Source organism: Actinoallomurus acaciae, from assembly GCF_042429965.1.
In the GTDB taxonomy this organism is placed as follows: Bacteria; Actinomycetota; Actinomycetes; order Streptosporangiales; family Streptosporangiaceae; genus Actinoallomurus; species Actinoallomurus acaciae.
Genome location: NZ_JBHLZP010000115.1, coordinates 1 through 18,663, shown reverse-complemented (window position 1 = coordinate 18,663; position 18,663 = coordinate 1). Strand labels below are relative to the sequence as shown.

The 18,663-nt window shown below is 71.5% G+C and carries 16 protein-coding genes; 5 read left to right on the top strand and 11 right to left on the bottom strand.

Annotated elements, in window-relative coordinates; translation table 11 throughout:
• The 6 genes from ACFFNX_RS17480 to ACFFNX_RS17455 all read right to left on the bottom strand — a co-directional run.
• Positions 1 to 2,329, bottom strand: a 2,329-nt coding sequence (locus ACFFNX_RS17480; RefSeq protein WP_378202681.1) for a glycoside hydrolase family 65 protein, incomplete at its 3' end; no start/stop codon positions are given.
• Positions 2,326 to 3,081, bottom strand: a complete 756-nt coding sequence (locus ACFFNX_RS17475; RefSeq protein WP_378202678.1) for an HAD family hydrolase — start codon at positions 3,079 to 3,081, stop codon at positions 2,326 to 2,328. The genes ACFFNX_RS17480 and ACFFNX_RS17475, both read right to left, overlap by 4 nt.
• Positions 3,082 to 3,129: 48 nt before the next feature.
• Positions 3,130 to 4,152 carry an ABC transporter permease gene (locus ACFFNX_RS17470; protein WP_378202675.1) on the bottom strand — a complete coding sequence of 341 codons (1,023 nt, stop codon included), beginning with the start codon at positions 4,150 to 4,152 and terminating at the stop codon, positions 3,130 to 3,132.
• Positions 4,149 to 5,669 carry a sugar ABC transporter ATP-binding protein gene (locus ACFFNX_RS17465; RefSeq protein WP_378202671.1) on the bottom strand — a complete coding sequence of 507 codons (1,521 nt, stop codon included), beginning with the start codon at positions 5,667 to 5,669 and terminating at the stop codon, positions 4,149 to 4,151. Before ACFFNX_RS17465 ends, ACFFNX_RS17470 begins: the two co-directional genes overlap by 4 nt.
• A gap of 112 nt (positions 5,670 to 5,781) precedes the next feature.
• Positions 5,782 to 7,794 (bottom strand): NPCBM/NEW2 domain-containing protein, encoded by a 2,013-nt coding sequence (locus tag ACFFNX_RS17460; protein WP_378202668.1) that lies wholly within the window; start codon positions 7,792 to 7,794, stop codon positions 5,782 to 5,784.
• 217 nt (positions 7,795 to 8,011) lie between these two features.
• A complete protein-coding gene (locus ACFFNX_RS17455; RefSeq protein WP_378202665.1) occupies positions 8,012 to 9,055 on the bottom strand; it encodes a substrate-binding domain-containing protein in 1,044 nt (347 codons plus the stop codon).
• 211 nt (positions 9,056 to 9,266) lie between these two features.
• Here ACFFNX_RS17455 and ACFFNX_RS17450 point away from each other — a divergent pair, with 211 nt between their 5' ends.
• Both ACFFNX_RS17450 and galT read left to right on the top strand, forming a co-directional pair.
• Positions 9,267 to 10,055 (top strand): DeoR/GlpR family DNA-binding transcription regulator, encoded by a 789-nt coding sequence (locus ACFFNX_RS17450; protein ID WP_378202684.1) that lies wholly within the window; start codon positions 9,267 to 9,269, stop codon positions 10,053 to 10,055.
• Positions 10,052 to 11,110: a galactose-1-phosphate uridylyltransferase gene (gene galT / locus ACFFNX_RS17445; protein WP_378202662.1), complete on the top strand. Its 1,059-nt coding sequence runs from the start codon at positions 10,052 to 10,054 to the stop codon at positions 11,108 to 11,110. Before ACFFNX_RS17450 ends, galT begins: the two co-directional genes overlap by 4 nt.
• Before the next feature lie 4 nt (positions 11,111 to 11,114).
• Here galT and ACFFNX_RS17440 read toward each other — a convergent pair whose 3' ends face one another.
• A complete protein-coding gene (locus ACFFNX_RS17440; RefSeq protein ID WP_378202659.1) occupies positions 11,115 to 11,906 on the bottom strand; it encodes an inositol monophosphatase family protein in 792 nt (263 codons plus the stop codon).
• 98 nt (positions 11,907 to 12,004) lie between these two features.
• Between ACFFNX_RS17440 and ACFFNX_RS17435 the strand changes: the two genes are divergently transcribed.
• Positions 12,005 to 12,553, top strand: coding sequence for a YceI family protein (locus ACFFNX_RS17435; protein ID WP_378202657.1), 549 nt, complete (start codon positions 12,005 to 12,007; stop codon positions 12,551 to 12,553).
• A 358-nt stretch (positions 12,554 to 12,911) separates the two neighbouring features.
• A complete protein-coding gene (locus tag ACFFNX_RS17430; protein ID WP_378202655.1) occupies positions 12,912 to 13,868 on the top strand; it encodes a sigma-70 family RNA polymerase sigma factor in 957 nt (318 codons plus the stop codon).
• Between the two features lie 28 nt (positions 13,869 to 13,896).
• On the opposite strand, the gene ACFFNX_RS17425 is transcribed toward ACFFNX_RS17430, so the two are convergent.
• On the bottom strand, positions 13,897 to 14,277 hold the full coding sequence (locus ACFFNX_RS17425; protein WP_378202652.1) for an ankyrin repeat domain-containing protein: 381 nt from the start codon (positions 14,275 to 14,277) through the stop codon (positions 13,897 to 13,899).
• Positions 14,278 to 14,426: 149 nt separating this feature from the next.
• A complete protein-coding gene (locus ACFFNX_RS17420; RefSeq protein ID WP_378202649.1) occupies positions 14,427 to 15,062 on the bottom strand; it encodes an acetamidase/formamidase family protein in 636 nt (211 codons plus the stop codon).
• 151 nt (positions 15,063 to 15,213) lie between these two features.
• Here ACFFNX_RS17420 and ACFFNX_RS17415 point away from each other — a divergent pair, with 151 nt between their 5' ends.
• On the top strand, positions 15,214 to 17,043 hold the full coding sequence (locus ACFFNX_RS17415; RefSeq protein ID WP_378202646.1) for a beta-propeller domain-containing protein: 1,830 nt from the start codon (positions 15,214 to 15,216) through the stop codon (positions 17,041 to 17,043).
• A gap of 20 nt (positions 17,044 to 17,063) precedes the next feature.
• Here ACFFNX_RS17415 and ACFFNX_RS17410 read toward each other — a convergent pair whose 3' ends face one another.
• Positions 17,064 to 18,161: a D-alanine--D-alanine ligase family protein gene (locus ACFFNX_RS17410; protein WP_378202643.1), complete on the bottom strand. Its 1,098-nt coding sequence runs from the start codon at positions 18,159 to 18,161 to the stop codon at positions 17,064 to 17,066.
• Between the two features lie 96 nt (positions 18,162 to 18,257).
• Positions 18,258 to 18,663 (bottom strand): PLP-dependent transferase (locus ACFFNX_RS17405; RefSeq protein ID WP_378202640.1); only part of this gene is annotated, 406 nt, incomplete at its 5' end.

Genomic DNA, 18,663 nt, shown 5'->3' with positions numbered 1-18,663 from the left:
GCCGGGGCGCCCGCCCGCGCGGCTGCGTGGGCGTGGGCCGGACCGGCGGCGGCGTCACCGGGCGGCTGACCGATCCGCCGTCCAGCGTCACGCGCTCGCCGTTGTGGGTGATCTCCAGCGGGTCGCCGTCGAGCAGCTCGTACACGGCCTGGTGCGCGGTGACGGTGACCTTCAGCCGGCGTCCGCGGTACCGCACCCGGAAGGCCAGCCGGGTGATGCCGCCGGGCAGCCGCGGGGTGAACTCGAGCGTGTGGTCCTCGACCCGCATCCCGCCCAGGCCGCCGACCAGTGCAGTCCAGGCACCGGCGAGGGAGGCGATGTGCAGCCCGTCACGCGTGTTGTGCTCCAGGTCGTCCAGGTCCATCAGCGCGGCCTCGCCCAGGTAGTCGTGGGCCAGGTCGAGGTGGCCGGTCTCCGCCGCCATCACCGCCTGGGTGCAGGCCGACAGCGACGAGTCGCGGACCGTCAGCGCCTCGTAGTAGGCGAAGTTGCGCGCCTTCTGCTCGGGGGTGAAGGCGTCGCCGCGCAGGTGCATGGCGAGCACGAGATCCGCCTGCTTGACGACCTGCTTGCGGTAGATGTCGAAGTAGGGGAAGTTCAGCATCAGCGGATACTGGTCCGGCTCGGTGGACTCGAAGTCCCACGGCGCGTGCTCGGTGAAGCCCTCGCTCTGCGGGTGCACGTGGAGCCGCTTGTCGTACGGGATGAACATGTCGGTCGCCGCGTCGCGCCACGACGCCGTCTCCTCGTCGGTCACGCCGAGGTGTTCGGCCTGCTCCGGATGGCGTTCGGCCAGGTCGGCGGCGGCCTGGAGGTTCCGCTGGGCCATGAGGTTCGTATAGACGTTGTTGTCGGCGAGCGCGCTGTACTCATCCGGCCCCGTCACGCCGTCGATGCGAAAGCGCCCCTGGGCGTCGTGGTGACCGAGGCTGCGCCACAGCCGTGCGGTCTCCACGAGCAGTTCGAGGCCGTAGTCGCGGGCGAACGTCTCGTCGCCGGTGGCCGACAGGTAGCGCACGACCGCGTAGGCGATGTCGGCGCCGATGTGGAACGCCGCCGTACCCGCCGGCCAGTACCCGGAGCACTCGTCGCCCTGGATCGTGCGCCACGGGAAGGCGGCCCCATCCAGCCCGAGCTGCCGGGCACGCGCCCTGGCGTTGTCGAGCGTCGAGTGCCGCCACCGCAGCGCGTCCGCGACGGCGCGCGGCTGGGTGAAGGTGAGCACGGGCAGCACGAACGACTCGGTGTCCCAGAACGTGTGGCCGTCGTACCCGGGCCCGGTCAGGCCCTTGGCGGAGATGGGCCGGCGCTCGCCCCGCGCACCGGCCTGGAGGACGTGGAACAGCGCGAACCGCACCGCCTGCTGCACCTCGGCGTCGCCGTCGACCTCGACGTCGGCGCCCGCCCAGAAGTCGTCGAGGTACTCCCGCTGCTCGCGCAGCAGCCCCTCCCAGCCGGACAGCTTCGCCGCCGCGAGGGCGGCGATGACCTGGTCGTGCAGGGCGGGCCGCGACCGCTGGCTGGACCAGCCGTAGGCCAGGTACTTGATGATGCGCAGCCGCCGGCCGGGCTTCAGGCGCGTGGCGACGGTGACCCGGCCGACGTCGTCGAGGACCCCCGTCTCGATCGTGCCGTCGGCGCAGTCGATCTGGTGGCCCATCGCGGCGGCGACGCGCAGCCCGCTCTCCCGGGTGCAGTGGACCATGACGACGCTCTGGTCGGTGGCGACGCACTCCTCGGGGACGAGCGGGGACTCCAGAGACGCCGCGGCGCGCGGGTCCTCGCCCGCCGCCGGCAGCGTCTCGTTGGCGACCAGCTCCGACTGCACGACGATGCGCACCGGCTCGTCGACCGCCTCGACCTCGTAGCAGATCGCCGCGACGGCGCGCTGGACGAGGGAGACGAGCCGGACCGAGGAGACGCGCACGGTGTCGCCGGCCGGGGAGGTCCACTCGGTCTTCCGCGTCAGCGTGCCGGCCCGCAGGTCCAGCAGGCGCTCGTGCGAGCGCAGCTCGCCGTACCGGACGTCGAACGGCTCGTCGTTGACCAGCAGCCGGAACAGCTTGCCGTTGGTGACGTTGATGACCGTCTGCCCCGACTCGGGATAGCCGTAGCCGGCCTCGGCGTACGGCAGCGGCCGCAGCTCGTAGACCGAGTTGAGGTAGGTGCCCGGCAGCCCGTGCGGCTCTCCCTCGTCCAGGTTGCCCCGCAGGCCGACATGGCCGTTGGACAGGGCGAACACCGACTCGCTCTGCGCGAGCATGTCGAAGTCCAGCCGCTGCTCGCGGATGCACCACGGCTCGACGGCATACGCGGCCTGCTTGATCAAAGCAGCTCCTCCAGGTCCTTGACGACGACATCCGCCCCGTGACGCCTCAGCGCCTCCGCCTGGCCGACGCGGTCCACGCCGACGACGTGCGCGAAGCCGCCCGCCCGGCCGGCCTGCACGCCCGCCAGGGCGTCCTCGAACACCACGGCCTTCGCGGCGGGCACGCCGAGCGCCTCGGCCCCGGCGAGGAACATGTCCGGCGCGGGCTTCCCGGGCAGGCCGCGTTCCTTGGCGGTGACACCGTCGATGCGGGCGTCGAACAGGCCGGTGATGCCGGCGGCCTCCAGCATGTCGGCGGTGTTGGCGCTGGAGGAGACCACGGCGGTCTTCAGCCCGGCGTCGCGGGCGGCGCGTACGTAGCGGATCGAGCCAGGGTAGACCTCGACCCCGTTCTCGTGGAGCTTCTCCAGCACGAGCTCGTTCTTGCGCGCGCTCAGCCCGGCGATCGTCGGCGCGCCGGACGGGTCGTCCGGCGCGCCCTCGGGCAGTTCGATGCCGCGCGATCTCAGGAAGGACCGGGTGCCGTCCTCGCGCCGCTTGCCGTCCACGTACTCGTCGTAGTCGGCGTCCGCGTCGAAGGGCGTGAACGAGTCGCCCTCACGCTCGCGCAGGAAGTCGTCGAACATCTGCTTCCACGCGGCGGCGTGGACGGTCGCGGTGCGGGTCAGCACCCCGTCCATGTCGAACAGGCATACCGTGACGGCGTCCGGCAGTCCGAGCACGTGGTCCTCCCCGGGATCGATGAACGACACATGCTTACCCGATCGTGTCGGTCCAACGGTACGAGCCCGGGCGGACGCTCAGGTCGGCAGGCCGACCGCCCGCTCTCCGCTGCGGCGCTGCTGGATGATGACCGCGACGACCAGGAGCGCGCCCTGGGCGACGTTCTGCCAGAACGTGTTGACGCCCACGACGTTGAGGCCGTTGTTGAGGGCGCCGAGGAGCAGTACCGCCAGCAGAGTGCCGCCGATGCCGCCCTTGCCGCCCTTCAGCGCGCAGCCGCCGAGGGCCGCGGCGGTGATCGACTGGAGCTCGAGCCCCTCGCTGCCGCTGGTCGGCTGGCCCGATCCGGTGCGCGCGGTCAAGACGATGCCGGCCACCGCCGCGACGATGCCCGCCAGGGCGTACACCGCGATGAGGTACTTGTTGATGTTGATCCCGGCCAGGCGCGCGGCGGTGTCGTTGCCGCCGATGGCGTAGACGTTGCGGCCGATGTCGGTGTACTTCAGCATCACGTGGACGAGGATGGCGACCACGATCAGGATCCAGACCTGCACCGGGATGCCGACGATCCGGCCGCGGGCGATGAAGATGAACAGGTCGTCGCCCAGGACGAAGCCCTGCGCCCGGCCGCCGGAGATGAGCTGGGCGACGCCCTTGTAGGCGGCGAGCCCGGCCAGCGTCGCGATGACCGGGTTGACCCGGCCGTACACGATGATCAGGCCGTTCAGCACGCCGATCACGATGCCCAGGCCGATCGCGGCGACCATGCCGAGGAACGGGTTGTGGCCGGTCGACATGAAGGCCATCGCGGAGATGACCGAGGCGACGCCGGTCTGCGAGCCGACGGAGATGTCCATCGCGCCACAGATGATCACCACCGTCTGGACCACGGCCAGCAGCCCGGCCACGGTCGCGGCCTCGCCGATCACCTGGACGTTGTCCCAGGTGAGGTAGCCGGAGTTCAGCCAGGTGAAGATCGCCACGACGACGATGAGCGCGCCGATGAGGCTGAGGTTCTGCGGCCCGACCGTGGCCAGGACGCGGCGCGACGCCGGGTCCTTCGGCGGCGTGTCCACGGGCTCGCGGGTGGCGGTTGTCATTGCTGCTGTCCCTCCGATAGCGACGTGGTCAGGTCCTCCGCCATCGCGAGGCCGAGGATGGCCTCTTCGGAAGCGTCGGCACGGTCGAGTTCGCCGGTGATGCGGCCGTTCTGCATGACGATCACGCGGTCGGCCAGTCCGAGCACCTCGGGGAGCTCGGACGAGATGACGAGGACGGCCACGCCCGAGCGGGCGAGGTCGTCGATGAGGTGGTAGATCTCGGCCTTGGCGCCGACGTCGATGCCGCGGGTGGGCTCGTCGAGGATGAGCACCTTCGGCTTGCGGGCCAGCCAGCGGGCGAGCACGACCTTCTGCTGGTTGCCGCCGGACAGCTTGCGCACCTCGTGCTCGATGTCCGGCGTGCGCACGTTGAGCCGGTCGACGTACTCCCGGGTCAGCCTGCGCTCTTCGGCGCGTCTGACGAAGCGGAGGCGGCGCAGCCGGTCCAGCACCACGAGGGAGGTGTTGTCGCGCACCGAGCGTTCGAGCAGCAGCGCCTGGGCCTTGCGCTCCTCCGGGGCGTAGCCCATGCCGGCCCGTACGGCGTCGCTCGGCTGCCGCAGCCGTACGCGCCGGCCCTCGACGCGCACCTCACCGGTGCGGATCGGCAGGTCGCCCACCAGCGCCCCGGCCAGTTCGGAGCGGCCCGCGCCGACCAGACCGGCGAGGGCCACCACCTCGCCGGCGTGCACGGTGAGGCTGATGTCCTGCACGTCGTCGCTGGTGACGTGGTCGACCTCCAGCACGACGTCGCCGGTGGCGGAGTGCTCGCGGGAGAACATGGCCGACAGGTCACGGCCGACCATCATCCGCACGATCTCGTTCTCGTCGGTCTCGGCCGCGTCGCGCACGCCCACCAGGCCGCCGTCGCGCAGTACCGCGATGTGGTCGGCGAGCTGGAAGATCTCCTGCATCCGGTGCGAGACGTAGATGACGGCCAGGCCGTCCTCGCGCAGCCGTTGGATCAGCGCGAACAGCGCGTCGACCTCGTGCTCCGACAGCGACGACGTCGGCTCGTCGAACGCGATCACCTTCGCGTCGGTGGTCAGCGCCCGCAGGATCTCCACCAGCTGCCGCTGCGCGGGGGTGAGGTGGGAGCCGAGTGTGTCCGGGTCGATGACGCGCTCGAAGCCCAGGCGTTCGAGGTCGGCGCGCACGCGCCGGTTGAGTGTGGCGCGGTCGAGCGCACGGCCGGCCAGGCGGGGCAGCGCGCCGAGGTAGACGTTCTCGGCCACCGAGACGTGCGGCACGATCTCGGGCTCCTGCGGGATGACGCGGATGCCGGCCTGCCGTGCGTCCGCGGGCGAGTGCAGGTTCAGCGGCCCGCCGTCGAGGACGATCTCCCCATCATCCGGCAGGTAGTCACCGTTGATGATCTTGATGAGGGTGGACTTCCCCGCGCCGTTCTCCCCCATGAGGGCGGTCACCGCCCCGCCGGGGAAGTCCAGCGTGACGTCGTTCAGCGCCCGTACGCCGGCGAACCGCTTGGAGATCCCTGCGACGCGCAACTCTGTCACGAGCCCTCCTTCATCCAGGGGAGTGAGGACTGGGATGTCCCCTCGCTTCTCTTGGTCATGGCAGGCCTTCGGGCCGTGGCGGGGCGGCCGGTGAGCCGCCCCGCCGGGTGGATCAGGTGCAGGTGAGCCGGGCGTCGGCCCAGTCCGCGTGGTCGCTGTCGTTGCCGTTGCCGCCGTCGGTGACGATGAGGCGGACGAATGTCGCCCCGCCGACGTCGGCGGTCAGGTGCTCGGCCGGATCGGCGGTCGTGAGCAGGCCGCTGTCGGCGACCTTCGTGCCGTCCGCCCAGACCTCGAAGGTGACCGAGCCGTTGGCCGTCTTCTCGTCGTCCACGCCGACGTCGGCCGACACGGAGGTGCACTTCTTGGCCGTGTAGTACTCGACGGTGCTCGGAGCGTGCACGCCGAGCCCCTTCTTGTAGACGGTGCCGTTGATGGTGATCGGGTGGCCGTCGCCGGCCGCCGTCTCCCCGTTACTGGTGTCCTTCTCGACCGGACCCCAGCCGTTGTCGCTGCGGAGCCAGGGGATGTCGCTGAGGTAGGACGTGCCGGACGGCGGCGGGGTCGTGGTCAGGACGTCGACCTGGACGATGTTCTCGGCGACCGTGGCGTCCGGCTGGTAGGTCGCGGTGGTGTCCAGGTCGTACGTGCCGGGCTTCGCGCCGGCCGGCACCTGGACGGTCCACGTCGTCGCGAAGCTCTTGCCCGAGCCGACGAGCACGGTGGACTCGCGCGACGTGGCCTGGACGGTCCAGCCGTCGGGGACGGCGAGGTTGTTCCGCAGCAGCAGCGCGGGCAGCCTGCCCGAGTCGGTGGCGGTCGTCGTCACGGTGACGGATTTGCCGGGCTCGACGAACGGCCGCGCGCCCGGGTACGCCACCGGCACCTCGGTGGCGGCGTCCACCGCCGGCGGGTACACGACCCAGCGCGGGTCGCGTGCGACGCGCAGCATCACGGTGCCGTGCGCCGGGACCATGGCGGTGAGGGCGCCGGCGGTCTCGCGGTCGGTGTGCGCCCACAGGTCCCGCACCCGGTACGCGGGCGCGGACGGCATCCCGATCGCCTTGGCCGACGTGGTGATCCGCTGCGGCCCGTCCGACTCGTTGAACAGCACGACGGCCTTGTCGCCGTTCGCGAGCGGCTTGACGAAGACGTCCCGGCCGCCGTCGGTGGAGATCGGTGCGCCCTGGACGCCGAGCTTGTCCTGGTCGACCGCTATGACGTCCTTGTTGGTGAGGATCTTCATCGTCTCGGGCGAGGCCTTGCGCAGGTCCGTGCCGATCAGCAGCGGCGCCGCCATCTCGGCCCAGAGGCTGAAGTGCGACCGGTACTCGGTATCGGTCATGCCGCCGTTGCCGACCTCCAGCATGTCCGGGTCGTTCCAGTGCCCCGGCCCGGCGTACCGGGCCAGGGCCATGTTCTGGTGGACGATGCCGAGCATGCTGGAGTAGCCGTCGCTGATGTCGCCCGTGGTGCGCCAGGAGTTGCCGACGTCCTTGGCCCACAGCCACGGCTTGTTCTCCCCCCACTCGCACATCGAGAACAGGATGGGACGGCCGGTCGCCTTCAGCGCGTCGCGCATCGCGGTGTACCGCTGGACGGCGTCGACGCCCTGGTTGTTGCAGTTGTCGTACTTGAGGTAGTCCACGCCCCAGGACGCGAACAGCCGGGCGTCCTGCTGCTCGTGGCCGAGCGAGCCGGGCATCGTCTGGGCGCAGGTCATGGTGCCGGCGCTGGTGTAGATGCCGAACTTCAGGCCCTTGGAGTGCACGTAGTCGGCGACCGCCTTGATGCCGTTCGGGAACCGCGTCGTGTTCGGGACGTAGTCGCCGTTGGCGTCGCGGTCGTGCTCGGCCCAGCAGTCGTCGAGGTTGACGTACTGGTATCCGGCGTCTTTCAGGCCGGAGGAGACGAACAGGTCGGCGATGCCCTTGACCATGGCCTCGTTGAAGTCCGAGCCACAGTGCGTCGCGTTCCAGTTGTTGAAGCCCATCTGCGGGGTCCGGGCGAGGCCGTTGTCGAGGGCGGCGGCCGGCGGGGCCGAGGCGAGGGAGAGGGTGGCGGCACCGGCGACGCTCGCCGCGGTCGCGACGAGTGCCGATACGAGGACACGGACGGTGCGCATGTGCTGCTCCTGCGTTCGGGGGTTTGCGCACTGCTGGGGCCGGCGCGGTGGATCGGGCACCGCGTCCTGCCCGGGGGTGATGCGGCCGGTGAGCGGCGGAGGAATGCGCACCGGTCGCGATCGTCGGCGAAGGGGCGGGACGCCGGCGCCCGAGGCGGCGGGCACCGGCGTCGACCGGCCGGGGAGAACGCCGCGCTCCCCGGCCGGTTCGCTCACGTCAGGTGCACTTGACGCCTTCCTGCTTCCAGTTGGAGGCGTCGACCATCTTGGTCGGCGCGAACGCCTCCTGCGGCATGGGCTTGCCGTTGCGCAGGTTGTCCACGATCGTCTGGACGGCGAGGCCGCCGACGTCGTAGCCGTTGATGAACAGCGCGGCCTTCATGCCGGTCGCCTTGCCCGAGTTCCAGTCCTTGCAGGCCAGGTAGGCGCCGAGGCCGACACCGTCGATGTCGGCGGCCTTGTAGCCGGCGTTCTGCAGCGCGGTGACCGCGCCGGAGACGTTCTCGTCGTTGCAGCCCCACACGACCCAGTGCTTGACGGAGCGGTGGCCCGAGACGACGGCGCCGGTCTTGGACTGGGCGTCGGTCGGGGTGTTGTCGGTGCCGACCTTGATGACCTGCACCTTGCCGGCGGCCTGCTCGAACGCGGCCTGGGCGGCGACCACACGGTCGGTGCACACGGTCACGTCCTGCTTCCAGGCCGAGATCACCGCGGTGTCGGAGGCCTTCCAGCCCGCCTTCTTGAACTCCTCGGCGGCGCGCTGGCCGACCTGCTGGCCCATCTGGCTGCCGGAGAAGCCGACGCGCTGGACGAGCTGGTCCTTGGCGCACTTGGACGGGTCCGGGCCGTTCTTGCAGACCTGGTCGTCGCTGGTCAGCAGCGTGACCTTCGCGGCGGCGGCGGTCTGCACGATCTGCGGGCCGACGGCCGGGTCCGGCGGCACGATGATGACGCCGTTGACCTTCTGGGCGACGGCCGCCTGCGTCTCCGACACCGCCTTGTTGGTGTCGTTGCCCAGGTTGACGACCTTGATGTCGACATTGCCGAGCTGCTTGGCCTTGTCCTTGGCGCCCTGGGCCTCGTCGATGAAGTACTGCTGGTCGCCCTGCTTCTGCAGGTACGCGAGGGAGATCTTCCCCGACACCTTCTTGCCCGCGCTCGTGTCGGTGCTCTCCTTGCCTGACGAACAGGCGGAGAGGCTGAGGGCGGCCGCGACGCCGAGGGCGACGACCGCGGCCACGGGCCTGCGTATCCGGGCCATGCTCTGCCTTCTTTCTGAGAACTGCCGGCTGGTGATGGTCCTGGTCCCGTTACCCCGATGTTTCCGCCGAGTTACCAGGCGATGTGCGCATTCCTACCATTCCCAACACAAACCAACAAGACCTTCCGCGTCACGATGTGTGGCTGTGTTGACATATGTCGTTTCTCCGGGCACGCTGCACGCGGTGGACGGTCACCGAGAGGAGGTGACGATGCTCGCCCAACAGCGGCAGCAGGCGATCCTGGACCTCGTCCAGCAGCACGGCGGTGTCCGTGTCGCCGACCTGGTACGTGAGTTCGGCGTCTCCGACATGACGATCCGGCGCGACCTGGAGGTGCTGGCCGACCGCGGCCTGATCTCCAAGGTGCACGGCGGCGCGACCACGGTCGGCGCGGGCTCCACCGAAGAGCCCGGCTTCGCCGCCAAGTCGGTTCGCCAGCGCGAGGAGAAGGAGGCCATCGCCCGCCGCGCCGCCCTGCTCGTACGGCCCGGCACCGCGGTCGCCGTCTCGGCCGGCACCACCACGTGGACGCTCGCCCATCACCTGACCGACGTTCCGGAGCTGACCGTTGTCACGAACTCGATCCAGATCGCCGATGTCTTCTACCGGGCGAGCCGCGCGGACCAGACGATCGTGCTCACCGGCGGCATCCGCACCCCCTCCGACGCCCTGGTGGGGCCCGTCGCGGTCAACGCGGTCCGCGCGCTCAACGTCGACCTGCTGCTGCTCGGCGTACACGGCATGAGCACTCGCGCCGGGTTCACCACGCCGAACCTCATGGAGGCCGAGACCGACCGGGCGATGGTCGGCGCGGCCCGCCGCCTCGCCGTCCTGGCCGACCACACCAAGTGGGGCACGGTCGGGCTCAGCACGATCGCGCGGCTGTCCGACGCCGACGTGCTCGTCACCGACTCGGGCCTCGGCGACGAGGCACGCAAGCAACTCGCCGACGAGGTCGGCGAACTGATCACCGTTGACCCGGACGAGGCGAACGCGTGAAGCGCACGGTCACCCATCTCGCCGACGGACGCGAGCTCATCTACTTCGACCGGCACGACGACGCCGACCGGTCCGCGATCGACACCCGTACGCTCCCGCCGCCTCCACGGGCGTCCGAGCTGCGCCGCGACCGGCTGCTCGGCGAGTGGGTGACGATCGCCGGGCACCGCCAGGACCGCACCCACCTGCCGCCGAGCGACCAGTGCCCGCTCTGCCCCTCCACGCCCGGCCGGCCCACCGAGATCCCGGCCGCCGACTACGAGGTGGCCGTCTTCGAGAACCGCTTCCCCTCCTACTCCGGCCGCGTCCCCGAGCACCTGGACGGCGTCGTCCCGGGGCTGGGTCGCTGTGAGGTGGTGTGCTTCTCCCCCGACCACGACGCGTCGTTCGCGACGCTCGACCTGGCCCAGGTCGGCACGGTCATGGAGGCGTGGGCCGACCGTACGGCCGAGCTGTCCACGCTGCCCGGCGTACAGCAGGTGTTCTGCTTCGAGAACCGCGGCGCGGAGATCGGCGTCACGCTCGCCCACCCGCACGGGCAGATCTACGCCTATCCCTTCGTCACGCCGCGGACCGAGCGGATGCTCCAGGTCGCCCGCGCCCACCGAGAGGAGACCGGAGGCGACCTGTTCGCCGACGTGCTCGCGGCCGAGCGCGCCGCCGACGTACGCGTGGTCGCCGCGAACGACCTGTGGACGGCGTTCGTGCCGGAGGCGGCCCGGTGGCCGTTCGAGGTGCAGCTGTTCCCCCACCGGAAGGTGCCGGACCTGAGCGCCCTGTCGGCGGAGGAGCGCACCGCGTTCGCGCCGCTGTACGTGGACGTGCTGCGACGCCTGGACCGCCTGTTCGGCGTGCCGATGCCGTACGTCTCCGCCTGGCACCAGGCACCGGTCACGGCCGACCGGGACCTCGCGTACCTGCACCTCCAGCTGTTCAGCACCCGCCGCGCCGCGACGAAGCTGAAGTATCTCGCCGGCTCGGAGGCCGCCATGGGCGCCTTCGTGAACGACATCCGCCCCGAGGACGCCGCCCGGCGCCTGCGCGAGGCCGGGTAGCCGGTCAGGGCCGCCCGGGCGGGCGGAGAAGGCCGAGCAACGCGTCGTGGAACCGCCCCGTGCTGACCAGGGCGGTGCCCGGCCCGGACGGCAAGGGCCCGCCGGACAGGTCGGTGGCCCGGCCGCCCGCCTCCTCGAGAAGCACCGGCAGCGGCGCGAGGTCCTCGTATCCCATCTCGGACCCGGCCATCACGACGGCGTCGGCGAGCCCGGTGAGGACGCCGACGACACCGCCGGCGAGACCGGTCACGATCACGTTCTGGTGCAGGGCCAGGAGAAGGTCCCCCGGCCACCTGCCGGGGTTGACCATCTCGACCCGGGCCCGGCGCAGCTCGGCCGTCTCCCGCAGCGCCGGCGCGGCCTCCGCGTCACCGGTCCGGACACGGCATCCCAGCCCCCTGCCGGCGTAGACGATCTGCCGCGCGACCGGCTGGTTGATGACGCCGAGGGCCGAGCCGTGCTCGTCCTCGTAGGCGATGCTGACGCCGAACAGGGGAACGCGGTGCACGAAGTGCCGGGTGCCGTTGATCGGGTCGATGATCCATCGCCGGCCGGAGACGCCCGGGGCGGCCCCCGCCTCTTCGCCGTACACCGCGTCATCAGGACAGCGACGGCCCAGCTCGGTCCGGATCAGCTCCTCCACGGCGAGATCGGCGTCGGTGACCTCGGTACCATCGGGTTTGATCCCGACCTCGAAATCGCCGGCGAAGAACCGCTCGGCGGCGAGCCGCCCGGCCCGATCCGCCAGTTCGACGGCGAAGTCGAGCAGACCGCGATCCAGCGGGGCGCCACTCATCCCCGTACGGTATCCATGGGCTCCGGCACTTGCACCTGATTTAACCTTCAACTAAACTTCGGGCCACATTGTTGAAGGTTCAAGCAACGGAGGCTTTCATGTCCACCCTCGCCAGTGAGCTGGGGATCACGCCCGGCACATACAACATCGACCCCGCCCACAGCGAGGTCACGTTCTTGATCCGGCACCTGATGAGCAAGGTCCGCGGGTCCTTCACGGAGTTCTCCGGCTCGCTCGAGATCCCCGAGAACGTGCTCGAGTCCACGACCTCCGTCGAGATCCAGATCAAGTCGATCGACACCCGCAACAACGACCGCGACAACCACATCCGGTCCGCCGAGATCCTCGACCTGGACAAGCACCCGGCCATCCGCTTCGTCAGCACGGGTGTGCGCGAGAACGGCGACAAGTACTTCCTGGACGGCGACCTGACGATCCGCGACGTCACCCGCCCGGTCACCCTCGACCTGGAGTTCAACGGCTCCGGCGAGGACCCCTGGGGCGGCACGCGCGTCGGTTTCAGCGCCTCCACCTCGATCAGCCGCAAGGAGTACGGCATCGAGTTCAACATCCCGCTCGGCGGCGACAAGGCACTCCTGGGTGACAGCGTCGACGTCCAGCTCGAGGTCCAGGCCTCTCGCGCCTGATCGCGTGACGAGCACCGCCCCTGAACGCTCCAGACGGTGCTGAGCGTCCGGGCCCGGCCCGGTCCGGAACGACAGGGGCGGGTTCCCTCGTTCTCCGGGGTGCCCACTTCGGCCTGGACGGTCCGATGCCCCGCGCGATCGCTCTGGTCGCGTCGGGGCGATGCCGTCCGTCACCGGGTCGGGCACCCTGCCTCTCCCCACGCCATCGGTCTCGGATGCGGACTTACGCACGATTTCGGACAACTGCGACCGGTGCTCTTCTCCGTGTTGGCGAAGCTGACATTCGGGGTATCGCGGAACAGCAAAGGGGAGATCGGCGTTGATCCATACGGGATCCGACGTGAGAGCGAGGTGGCCCATGGCGGCGACCACGAACAGCGGTAGGCGTGTCAGGCGGCCCGGACGTGCCGCCGATGGCGACCTGCTGGGCGCCTACCTGGATGAGATCGCCGCGACACCACTGCTCACGGCCGAACAGGAGATCGAGCTGGCGCTGGCCATGGAGGCCGGGCTGCTGGCTCACAACCACCTCGACATCGGCACCCGTCCCGACGGCGCCACGGTCGAGGAGCTGGAGGAGGTCGCCGTACGAGGCGACGCGGCCAAGGACCGGTTCATCCTGGCCAACCTCCGCCTGGTCGTCTCGGTCGCGCGCCGCTACCCCACCGACGGCATGAGCCTGCTGGACCTGATCCAGGAGGGCACGATCGGCCTGATCCGGGCGGTCGAGGGGTTCGACCCGCACCGAGGTTTCAAGTTCTCCACCTACGCCACGTGGTGGATCCGGCAGGCGATCGGCCGCGCCCTGGCCAACTCCTCCCGGTCCGTGCGCCTGCCCGGCGCGGTCCACACCGACGTCAACCGGCTGCGCAAGGCCCGCCGCGAACTCGTCCTGCTCACCGGCTCCGAGCCCACCGACGAGGAGCTGGCCGCCGAGCTGGACCTCCCGGTCGAGCGGATCGGCGAGCTGGACCGCTGGGACCGTACGCCCGCGAGCCTGGACGCCGTGGTCGGCGAGGACGAGGAGACCTCCCTGGGCGACCTGCTGGCCGACGAGGACGCGCCCTCACCCGAGGACGAGGCGATGGCCGGCGCCCAGCTCGAGATCATCGACGGCATGCTCGACCGGCTGGAACCGCGCGAGGCGGTGGTCCTCCGGGCGCGTTACGGCCTGGAGGACGGCACCGAGCACAGCCGCCGCGAGATCGCGATGCGCCTGGGCGTGTCCGCGGAGCGGGTGCGGCAGATGGAGCTGGCCGCGCTGCGGCGGATGCGGGAGATGGCGCAGCGGCTGGACGCGCCGCTCGCCGCCTGAGAGGCGCCCGTACGGCGCATCGGGGGCCTCACGCGCCGAACCACCGCAGGAAGTCCTCATGGCCGAACATCCGGGCCGTGTCGACGGCCGAGGGGGTGCCCGCTCGAGGGTCGGCGCCCGCGTCGAGCAGGGCGCGTACGACCTCGGCCTCCTTCTTGAAGACCGCGCCGGCCAGCGGTGTCTGGCCGCGGTCGTTGGCCCGCCCGGGGTCGGCGCCGCGTTCGAGCAGCGCCCGCACGGTCTCGGCGTGCCCGTGGTAGGCGGCCAGCATCAGCAGGGTGTCTCCCGCGTCGTTGCCGAGATCGGCCGGCACGCCCGCGTCGATGTACGCGGCGAGCGTGTCGGTGCGGCCTTCGCGGGCAAGGCCGAAAAGCCTGGTCGCGAACTCCACCAGCTCTGGATCGTCCATCGGTTCCAGCATGCCACGCAGGAACGCCGAGGAGTGCGGGAGACGAGTACGCACTCCTCGGCGAGGTGCCTCCTGACGGTTCGGTGCTTCCCCTAGGCATTCACCTCCTCAGGCCCCTTCCGGGCGTCTCAGCGCCTTCCGGCGCGGCTTCAGGCGACTCCGACGGTCAGGCCGGCGACCGTCGCGTCGAGGGAACTGGTCGTGATCGGCATGAGCACCGGTTCGGTGACCTGGAACCGCTCCATGCCGCGTTTGGTCAGATGCACTCGCAGGTCGATCCAGCCGTCGTCGGTCCGGCAGCCGCCTTCGTCGGGGAAGTGCAGGTCGCCGACCGAGATGCGGGCTCCCGGGACGTACACCGGCAGCAGGATCTGCGCGCGCGGCGCCAGCGCCCGGCACGAGGGGCGTAGCGGCGAGGCGCTCGCCGCGACCCGCGCGTGGTCGGCGGACGAGGGCGCGATGCGCCCGAGCAGCGCTCCGTCCGGGTCGCCGACCGTGCCGTGGAGCATGGCGTGCGAGGGCGCGCAGCCGAGGATGCCCGGGTGGGCCGCGGGCGAGAAGCACCCGTTCAGGCGGCCGATGCCCAGGATCTCGACCATGACGAGGTCGCCCGGCTCGGCGCCGACGACGCCGACCGGTCCGCACAGGACGTCATCGCCCTGGCAGCTCATCCGGATCGAGCCTCCGGCGATCACTTCGGCGACGGGCGGGATGTCGGGGTGCCAGCGGTTGTGACCGGGGACGTACTGCACCGTCCGGATCGGCGCGGCGGGCGTGAACAGCAAGTGCCGGTCCCTTCTCTCGTCAGCAGATCTTCGGCGGATCTGATGGGTCAATCCTGCACGTCAGGCTGTTTCACCTCGGTTTCGCGGCCTTTAACGCCCCGTCAATTGGAGTTCACCGGAACCGGACGCGCCCGGCGCGCGTCCAAGACCCATGGGCTCCGATTCGAGTTCGGGCGCCCGGCCGGTCCTCGCGGTCGCGGTCGCCGGAGTGATCATCGCTGGATGCGGCGCGAGCGGCGCCGCCCGCCCCGTACGACCGGGCCCGCCCCTGCGCCTGGTCGCCTATGACGACTGCGGGGACCTGCTCAGCGGCCTGCGCAAGGCCACCGCGGCGCGTGTCGGCCCCTACGGCCTGGCGGGTGACCCCGTCATGCGGCCGCTCGCCGGCGGGCGCGTCCCGGGAGACGTGACGGCCCGGGAGCAGGCCGCGCCGCCCCACTCCGACACGAACGTGCAGGAGCCGGGCGTCGACGAACCCGACCTGGTCAAGACCGACGGCCGCCGGATCGTCACGGTGGCGCGTGGACGGCTGATCGTGGTCGACGCGGCGTCGCGCCGGCAGACCGGCTCGCTCGACCTGCGCGACGGCGGTGCGTGGTCCGCCGGTGAGCTGATGCTGTACGGCGACCGGGCGCTCGTCGTGCTGCGCCCGGCGATCACCTTCGCGCGTGGCGGCATCGTCGACGGACCGGTCGGCGCCCCCGGCACGACGGGTCCCCGCCTGGCGCTCGTCGATCTGCGCGGCGCGCCACGAGTGGTGAGCTCGATGCGGATCGACGGCTCGTACGTGGACGCCCGCCGTACCGGCCCGACCGCGCGGATCATCGTACGGTCGGCGCCCGAGATCACCTTTCCGCAACGGCACGGCGGCGGCGACGCCGACGCCACCGCCGCGAACCGCAAGGCGGTCCAGAGCGCGCCCCTGGACGCGTGGCTGCCGCGCTACAGCGTCACGCGCGGCGGCCGCACCACGGCCGAGAAGGTGCCGTGCGACCGGGTCAGCCACCCGGCGTCCTACACCGGGCTGTCGCTGGTCTCGGTGCTGTCGGTGGACCTGTCCGGCGACATGGCCGACGCCTCCCCGGTCAGTGTGGTGGCCGGCGGTGAGACGGTGTACGGGTCGAGCACCGGCCTGTACGTCACCGACCACCGGTCCGGCTCGGCGGACCGGACCGACATCTACCGCTTCGACGCGGGGAGTTCGGGCCCGCCCCGGTTCGCGGCCTCCGGCTCGGTGCCCGGCACCCCGGTGAACCAGTACTCCCTGTCCGAGTACGCCGGGAACCTGCGGGTCGCCACCACCTCCGGGGGCACGGCGACGTCCCCGGGCGCGTCCCAGAGCGCCGTGTACGTCCTGGCGCGGCACGGGACACGCCTGGAGCAGGTGGGCGAGGCCGGCGGCCTCGGCCGGGGCGAGCGGCTCTACGCCGTGCGCTTCGCCGGCCCCGTCGGCTACGTCGCGACGTTCCGGCAGACCGACCCGCTGTACGCCCTGGACCTGCGCGATCCCGCCCGGCCGCGGGTCACCGGCGAGCTGAAGGTCAGCGGCTACTCGGCCTACCTGCACCCGGCCGGCGACGGGCGGCTCATCGGGGTCGGTCAGCAGGCCGACGCGAACGGCCGTGCGAAGGGCGCACAGGTGTCGCTGTTCGACGTGAGCGACCCGGCCGCGCCGCGGAGACTGAGCGGGTACACACTGCCGTCCTCCTGGTCGGCGGCCGAGGGCGACCCGCGCGCGTTCCTCTACTGGCCGGCCACCGGCCTGACGGTCGTTCCGATGGGCGGCCCGGACGGTGCCCTGGTGCTGTCGGCCGGTTCGTCCGGCGTACGGCGTCTGGGGAGCGTACGGCCGCCGGAATCGGCGGGTCCCGTCGAGCGGGCGCTGCTGACCGGTGGCACGCTGTGGACGCTGTCGGCGTCCGGCCTGCAGGCCAACGACGCGACGTCGCTCGCCAAGACGGCCTGGCTGCCGTTCGCCTGAGTCTCCGCGCCCCCGGAGGCTCAGCGCAGGCCGATGGGCCGCCGCATCGCCGTACGGATCCAGCGGTCCACGAGGGCCGGGTAGTCCAGGCCGGTCGCCGCCCACATCTTGGGGAACGCCGACGCCGGCGTGCATCCGGGCATCGTGTTGATCTCATTCACGATGACGCGGCCGTCGGGCGTGTAGAAGAAGTCGACCCGGGCCAGGCCCTCGCAGCCGACCGCCTCGAAGGCCTGCACCGACAGCTTGCGGACCTCCTCGACGACGGCGGGCGGCAGGTCCGGCGGGATGTCGAGCCGCAGCCCCTCGTCGAGGTACTTGGCCTCGAAGTCGTAGTAGTCGTGGCCGCCTCCGACGTGCACCTCGGCGGGCAGGCTGGCCTCGGGCGGGCCGTCGTCCAGGCCCTCGAGGACGCCGCACTCGATCTCGCGGCCCTCGACCGCCGCCTCGACGACCACCTTCGGGTCGTGCTCGCGCGCCGCCTCGACCGCGGCCTCCAGGTCCGGCTCGGCGTCGACGCGGGAGATGCCCATGCTCGACCCGGCGCGCGCGGGCTTGACGAACACCGGCCAGCCGAGCTCCTTGACGTCGTCCACCACGCGCTTGCGCTCGCGCCGCCAGCGGCGGTCGCCGACGACCACGTACGGGCCCACGGGCAGCCCGGCGCCCCGCAGGATGACCTTCATGAAGGCCTTGTCCATGCTGGCGGCGCCGGCGAGCACCCCGGCGCCGACGTAGCGGACGCCGGCGAGTTCGAGCAGGCCCTGGATCGTGCCGTCCTCGCCGTACGGGCCGTGCAGCAGGGGCAGCACCACGTCGACCTCGCCCAGGGCCCGCGGCACCTCGCCGGGCTCCACGACCATCAGGCCGCCGGCGGCCCGGTCGAACGGGAGGGCGAGGGGCGCGCCGTCGGTGTGCACCTCGGGCAGGTGCCCGTCCTCGATCGCGAGCCGTTGCCCGGAGGCGAGCACCCAGCGGCCGTCGCGGGCGATGCCCACCGGGACGACCTCATAGCGGTCCGTGTCGAGCGCCGCGATGATGCTGCCCGCGGTGAGACAGGAGATCGCGTGTTCGGAGCTGCGGCCGCCGAAAACAACGGCGACACGGATCTTGCTCATGCCCCCACCCCTCTTCTCACCTGCGCCAACACCCGCGGAGCCTCGACCATACACGGCGCTGTCTCCCGCCCGGCCGCACGAACCGGCCCGACCGGATCACGCGTTGGATGCCCCCTCGTGCTCCCGGACGCGCCCCAGGGCGGTCAAGGCGTTGTCGACGTCATGGATGAGGTCGTCGGCGTCCTCGAGGCCGACGGAGAAGCGGACGGCCGCCGCGCCGATGCCCGCGGCCGACAGGGCCCGCTCGTCCATCTGCCGGTGCGTCGTGGAGGCGATGTGCCCGGCCAGCGTGTGGGTGCCGCCCAGTGACGTGGCCACCTTCGCCAGGCGGAGGCCGTCCGCGAGGGCCATGCCGGCCGCGGCGCCGCCGTGCGGGGTGATCGTCACGATCGCCCCGAACCGGGTGCCCTCCGGCCCCGAGTCGAACAGGCGGCGGGCCGTCTCGCGGCCGGGGTGGTCCGGCAGCCCCGGGTAGTCGACCCGGGCGACCCCGGGATGCCGG